We start from the raw sequence: 5,265 nt of genomic DNA on the forward strand, positions 1-5,265 counted from the left end.
ACGAGCGCCGGGAGGATGTCACCATACTCCCCTGCCCAAAGGCAGAGGATTCTGGCTCTTGGTTCCAAGACAGCACTTGCCGTATCGGGTTGCCCCTTTACGACAGCGGTGCCCATCTCCCCAAGCGGGGCAGTTCCCTTCTGCCCTAAGTACCGTTGAAGAGAAAGGGCAAAACCGCAAAACCTATTTAGGTTGCTTGCGTAGTCGCCGGACTACCGAGTTTTTTAAGTGGTTGACTACTCTACTACTGGTCTAGAGTACAGCACAAAAGCTGCCGTGAACGGCAGGGCTTTAGACCCAATTCTTTGGTAAAACAATTGCCAGTAAAATGCCAATAAAAGGCTACCCGCTTGCTCGCCTTGCAGGGGCCAACTCAAGCGCTAGACCAAGAGAGCCAAGGTTTTTTTAACTCAGCACAGGTGTCTTTGGGGCAAGGGATCCATCCGACAAGCGCCAACCGACTGCCAGTTGTTTCTAACTGACGGCCACGGGCGACTTAGCGGCAGCAGCAGCGCGATTTTCCTCTTCCTCAGGAGGGACAACGGCAAACTCGATGTGATTGAGCAGGGTGGTCACGAAGGCGAAGAGCAGGAAAGGCAGAGAAATCACCAAAATCAGAGCAATGGTGAGAAAAGCGTAGAGGGGGCTATTCATCAGGGAGAGGGCAGCGGCCAAGCTGGCAAAGATGACAATCAGCCAAACGATGATCTGGCCGTAGATATCTCCAAAGGAGAGGGTGCAGGTGAAGCGGTAGCGGGTGTGGGTGTTCATGGCAGTTCCTCTGGATAGCCTGGATGGTTCGATCCTAAGGACAGATCAAGCCCCATCCTGAGAAATATGTCGAGATTTTAGACGAGAGACGAGGAGATGCCTCTCTTTGCTAAGAAATATCTCAAGAATCGGCTGAGAAAGAGGGGATCCGCCGTCTGGAAGGAGGCAGGATGCTACCCTCAAGATTGGGAACCGTTTCTTGCAGGCAGCAGCCATGTGTATTTGTATTCACTGCTACTACGTGGATCGCTGTACCACCTACCATGCCGTGGAAGCGCAGCATCAGCAACCTCATCTCACACTGACGCCGGATTTTGAGCCGCAGGGCCCCCAGATCAATGTCAATATCCGCAATGGGGGCACCGAGATGGAATGGGATGTGGTGGGCTGCCAGAGCTTTCGCGAGGAACGGAACAAATGGGCGCGACTTCGTCCCTATGAGGCGGTTCCCACGTAAGATCCAAGAGCGGCCTGGATTTCCAGGGAGTTTCTTGCCCGGCCAGGTTAGAACTCTTCAGTTTGGCAGTTCGGCTCTCCCAGTCTGAGAGGTTTGATGGGGGCTGGAGAGGTTTTTGTCGAGTTTCGAGAGATTGGAAGACTATGATGCTGGCCTCAAGCCCTACAGCGCTGCCAGTGGATGCCCGTCAACAGGTGAGCCAATTCATGCAGCGCCTACAAGATGACATCTGTGCCCGTCTGGAGGCCCTAGACGGAAAAGCCAAGTTTCGGGAAGACCGTTGGGAACGCCCTGGAGGAGGGGGCGGGCGCTCGCGGGTCATTCAGCAGGGAGACGTGTTTGAGCAGGGGGGAGTCAATTTTTCCGAGGTGTTCGGATCCCATCTGCCCCCTTCGATTCTGAAACAGCGTCCAGAAGCGGCAGGGCATCCTTTCTACGCCACAGGCACCTCTATGGTGTTGCATCCTCGCAACCCCTATGTGCCGACGGTACACCTGAACTATCGCTATTTCGAGGCGGGGCCGGTTTGGTGGTTTGGGGGCGGGATGGATCTCACCCCCTATTACCTGTTTGAGGAGGATGCGGCCCATTTTCACCGCACCCTCAAGGCAGCCTGTGACCGCTTGGATCCCGTCTACTACCCAGTTTTCAAGATCTGGTGCGATCGCTACTTTTTCCTACCTCATCGCGGCGAGGCGCGCGGCGTTGGCGGCATTTTCTTCGACTATCAGGATGAACGCCCTGGGCTGCTCTATCGGCCTGAAGGCCAGGCGGAAGGGGATCCCGAACAACTGGCTTCTGAGCCACCATCGTTACAGGTGCGGGTGGGATCCCGCAGTTGGGAACATCTTTTCCAGTTGGTGCAAACCTGTGGCGACGCCTTCTTGCCGGCCTATGTGCCGATTGTGGAGCGGCGGCAGGGGATGGAATGGGGGGAGAGAGAACGGCAATTCCAGCTCTATCGTCGCGGGCGCTACGTGGAGTTCAACTTGGTCTATGACCGCGGCACGATCTTTGGACTCCAGACCCAGGGCCGCACCGAGTCGATCTTGATGTCTTTGCCGCCATTGGTGCGCTGGGAATATGGCTACGAGCCCCAGCCGGACACGTGGGAAGCTAAGCTCTACCAGGTGCTCCGCCAGCCCCAGGATTGGGCGTAGGCCGGCCATACCCCGTCTCTGCTTCTGAGGATCCGTGGCGTGTTTTCTCCTTTCCCCCTCACCTACCGCGTTCAGCCCCCCCGACAGGGCGGCTTAGGACCCGCGCCTGCGTTGGTAATGCTGCACGGGATCGGCAGCCACGAGGGGGATTTGTTCCAGTTGGCCCCCTATCTCGATCCTCGGTTGGCGGTGATCAGCTTGAGAGCCCCTATTCCTTGGAGTGGAGGCGGGTTTGCCTGGTTTGAAATGGCCTGGACACCGGAAGGGCTGGTGGGGGATCCCCAGCAAGCGCGCAATAGCCTCCAGCTCCTGAGCTGCTTTCTAGAACAGACGCTGCCCAGTGGGATCCCGGATATTGCCTTGGATCCCAGCCAGGTGTATTTGCTGGGGTTCAGCCAGGGGGCGATCATGAGCCTGTACTTGGCTCTGACCCAGCCGGAGAAGCTGGCGGGGGTGGTGGCAATGAGTGGGCGCCTATCTCCAGAGATCCTGGCCGAGGCGGTGGAGCCGGAGCGGATGAAACACCTGGCCATCTTGGCAGTTCATGGCACTGCCGATGCTGTTTTGCCGATTGCTTTTGGCCGTCAGATCCGGGATTATTTTGCCCCGCTGCCACTGAACTTTACCTATCGCGAGTACGAGATGGGCCATGAAGTTTCCCCGGAGAGCCTGCGGGATATTCAGGTGTGGTTGCAAAACCTGTTGGATAGGAGAGATTCGGAAGTGAAAACCTGAAGAAGTTTGACCCAATTGGGATGACCCTAATTCAGGTGTTGAGCAAGGCTGTGCAGCACTTAGCAAGCTCCTCAATGGCACAGCTCCGGTTCTCGCCATCTTCAGGGTTTCGAGGGGCAAGTGATAGGGATCCCTGCCCCATTCAGTTTTCCGGCTCTCCTTCGGGTTCGGATGTCAGAATATGGTGATTAATTGTTAAAGCGTTAAAGCCGGGCAGAATGAGCACTTAGTACCGATGCTCCCCTACCCAGAGGCCGACCAATGCTGCCTTGCCCCAGGGATCCACTTTCACTTCTGCCCGCGTGGCTTCAGGGTAACGCCGAATATCTTCTTCCAAGGCATCTCCAGCTGCTTCGGGAATAAAAAATTCTTCGATTCCCAACTTGAGCTGCTGCCCGTCAAACCAGCCTCGCAGCACTTTCTCTTCAGGCTGCAAATCTTTGGGCATCTCCCGGCTGACACCGATTGCTCGCCAAGGTTGAGTGGGATCCCCTTCGGGGGGAGCTAAGCGCAGATAAAGGATCCCTGGCGTCTCCAAATCAGGTAACCAACCCGGCAGTTGCTCTAGGGTGGAGCGTCGAGCGACGACGTAGCCCAAGGTCACGTACCGGCCCCGCAAAAGGTCATAGGGATCCACAGGGGCCGTTTGCAGGTAGATCGTGGTTCCGACAGCAAGAGTCAGCGCTTGCCGAGCCGGTATCAGCAGAACGATACCCAGCTGCAGCAGTAGGGGTAGCCAAAACCGCCATTTGGGCAGGGATCCCTTCTGAGAAAGATTCGACGGGCTAGCCATAGCAGCCAGAGAGAGTGACCTCTCTCTTATGGCACAGGTTTGCCAATCCCGGACAGAAGCGGGTAGAAGTGCCCCACTGGCCCCTGACCTGACCCGATGGCCAAAGGATGTCGCAGCGCTTCTGTTACATAGGCTTTGGCCGCCACCGTGGCCGCAAAGGGATCCTTACCCCAGGCCATCTGCGCCGCAATGGCCGCCGAGAGGGTGCAGCCGGTGCCGTGGGTGTGGCGGGTGGGGACCCGCTCTGTTTTCAGCACTTCCAGTCGCTCGCCATCGAACCACACATCCACCCCCTGCAGTTCCCCCGGCATGCCTCCGCCTTTAACCAACACCGCTCCACAGCCCAGGGTGCGAATCTGCTGAGCCGCCGTTTGCATATCCGCCAGGGACTGCAGCTGCAGCCCCGTTAAAATTTGCGCCTCATAGCGATTGGGGGTCAGCACCTGGGCCAAGGGGATCAGCCGCTCGCGGATGGCCTGAATGGCTTCATCTGCCAGCAACTTTGCTCCCGTGCGGGACACCATCACCGGATCCACCACCAGAGGCCGCAACGCCCAGCGCTCCACCTGACGGGCTACCTCCAGCACGATCTCGGCATTCAGCAACATGCCCGTCTTGATCCCTTGCACCCCGATGTCCTGCACCACGGCCTCAATTTGGGCGGCCACGGCTTCGGGGGGCAGCGCATCCACCCGGCTCACCCCAAGGGTATTTTGGGCAGTCACGCAGGTCAGGGCAGAGGTACCGTGTACCCGTTGGAAAGCAAAGGTGCGCAAATCCGCTTGGATCCCTGCTCCCCCACCACTGTCGGATCCAGCGATGGTGAGGGCGACAGGGGGGTGCTGCTCGGCCAGCAGTGGAGCCGGAGTTGGTTCAGATGCAGAGACAGACATTGGCCAAACGACAAAAATGGGCAAGGGTACCGATAGCCATTTCCATCAATCAATATGAACCATCTCTTTAACGTAGCAATGAAACTGTTGGTTCTCGATTGGTCTGAGACCACTGGGGTATTGGGAAAACTCTTGCAGACGTCTGTCAAGAAGCTGACTAAGAGTGAGTTGTCCTAGTCTAAATCCGAGTAGCCCTCATCAGTGGTGGCGACCACCTCAACCCAGGCTCTATCCCCCTCCACCGCCGTCAAGCTCCAGCGCAGAAGCCGAGCCGGCTGGCCCAGCTCCCGGTCAACTTGCTGACAGAGGGATTGCTCCAGTTGCGGGGCAAAGAGAGGCGAGCTCAACGGCAGAGATAGGTGCAACAAATGCAACTTCACAGGAGTCGAGAACTGATCTCGCCAAGGAAACAGACTTACTTTCGATAACTTCTAACACTAAGAATCCAACAATATA

The 5,265-nt window shown here is 57.2% G+C and carries 7 protein-coding genes; 3 read left to right on the forward strand and 4 right to left on the reverse strand.

Features of this window, described 5'->3' with window-relative positions; genetic code table 11:
• Nucleotides 1–474: 474 nt before the first annotated feature.
• On the reverse strand, nt 475–771 hold the full coding sequence (locus NW819_RS11885; RefSeq protein WP_011434379.1) for a hypothetical protein: 297 nt from the start codon (nt 769–771) through the stop codon (nt 475–477).
• Nucleotides 772–985: 214 nt separating this feature from the next.
• Between NW819_RS11885 and NW819_RS11890 the strand changes: the two genes are divergently transcribed.
• The 3 genes from NW819_RS11890 (at nt 986) to NW819_RS11900 (ending at nt 3,123) form a co-directional block, all read left to right on the forward strand.
• Complete coding sequence (locus NW819_RS11890) at nt 986–1,228, forward strand: Ycf34 family protein (RefSeq protein WP_011434378.1); 243 nt, start codon at nt 986–988, stop codon at nt 1,226–1,228.
• Between the two features lie 146 nt (nt 1,229–1,374).
• Nucleotides 1,375–2,388, forward strand: coding sequence for an oxygen-dependent coproporphyrinogen oxidase (hemF, locus tag NW819_RS11895; RefSeq protein ID WP_414349961.1), 1,014 nt, complete (start codon nt 1,375–1,377; stop codon nt 2,386–2,388).
• 39 nt (nt 2,389–2,427) lie between these two features.
• Entirely contained in the window at nt 2,428–3,123 is a 696-nt protein-coding gene (locus NW819_RS11900; RefSeq protein ID WP_414413870.1) for an alpha/beta hydrolase, read from the forward strand.
• A gap of 226 nt (nt 3,124–3,349) precedes the next feature.
• Here the strand turns inward: NW819_RS11900 and NW819_RS11905 are convergent, their stop codons facing one another.
• The 3 genes from NW819_RS11905 to NW819_RS11915 all read right to left on the reverse strand — a co-directional run bounded on the left by NW819_RS11905 (nt 3,350) and on the right by NW819_RS11915 (nt 5,189).
• Entirely contained in the window at nt 3,350–3,916 is a 567-nt protein-coding gene (locus tag NW819_RS11905) for a GDYXXLXY domain-containing protein (protein ID WP_414413871.1), read from the reverse strand.
• 26 nt (nt 3,917–3,942) lie between these two features.
• Nucleotides 3,943–4,809: a bifunctional hydroxymethylpyrimidine kinase/phosphomethylpyrimidine kinase gene (gene thiD, locus NW819_RS11910; protein ID WP_414413872.1), complete on the reverse strand. Its 867-nt coding sequence runs from the start codon at nt 4,807–4,809 to the stop codon at nt 3,943–3,945.
• Nucleotides 4,810–4,982: 173 nt separating this feature from the next.
• Nucleotides 4,983–5,189 (reverse strand): hypothetical protein, encoded by a 207-nt coding sequence (locus NW819_RS11915; RefSeq protein ID WP_414413873.1) that lies wholly within the window; start codon nt 5,187–5,189, stop codon nt 4,983–4,985.
• Between the last annotated feature and the right edge of the window lie 76 nt (nt 5,190–5,265).

It is taken from the genome of Synechococcus sp. R8-2 (assembly GCF_047461715.1).
In the GTDB taxonomy this organism is placed as follows: domain Bacteria; phylum Cyanobacteriota; class Cyanobacteriia; order Thermostichales; family Thermostichaceae; genus Thermostichus.

Bases quoted from the DNA above. Each gene is read 5' to 3' on its own strand.
- NW819_RS11885 (WP_011434379.1), bottom strand. From the start codon at position 771: ATGAACACCCACACCCGCTACCGCTTCACCTGCACCCTCTCCTTTGGA.
- NW819_RS11890 (WP_011434378.1), top strand. From the start codon at position 986: ATGTGTATTTGTATTCACTGCTACTACGTGGATCGCTGTACCACCTAC.
- hemF (WP_414349961.1), top strand. From the start codon at position 1,375: ATGCTGGCCTCAAGCCCTACAGCGCTGCCAGTGGATGCCCGTCAACAG.
- NW819_RS11905 (WP_414413871.1), bottom strand. From the start codon at position 3,916: ATGGCTAGCCCGTCGAATCTTTCTCAGAAGGGATCCCTGCCCAAATGG.
- thiD (WP_414413872.1), bottom strand. From the start codon at position 4,809: ATGTCTGTCTCTGCATCTGAACCAACTCCGGCTCCACTGCTGGCCGAG.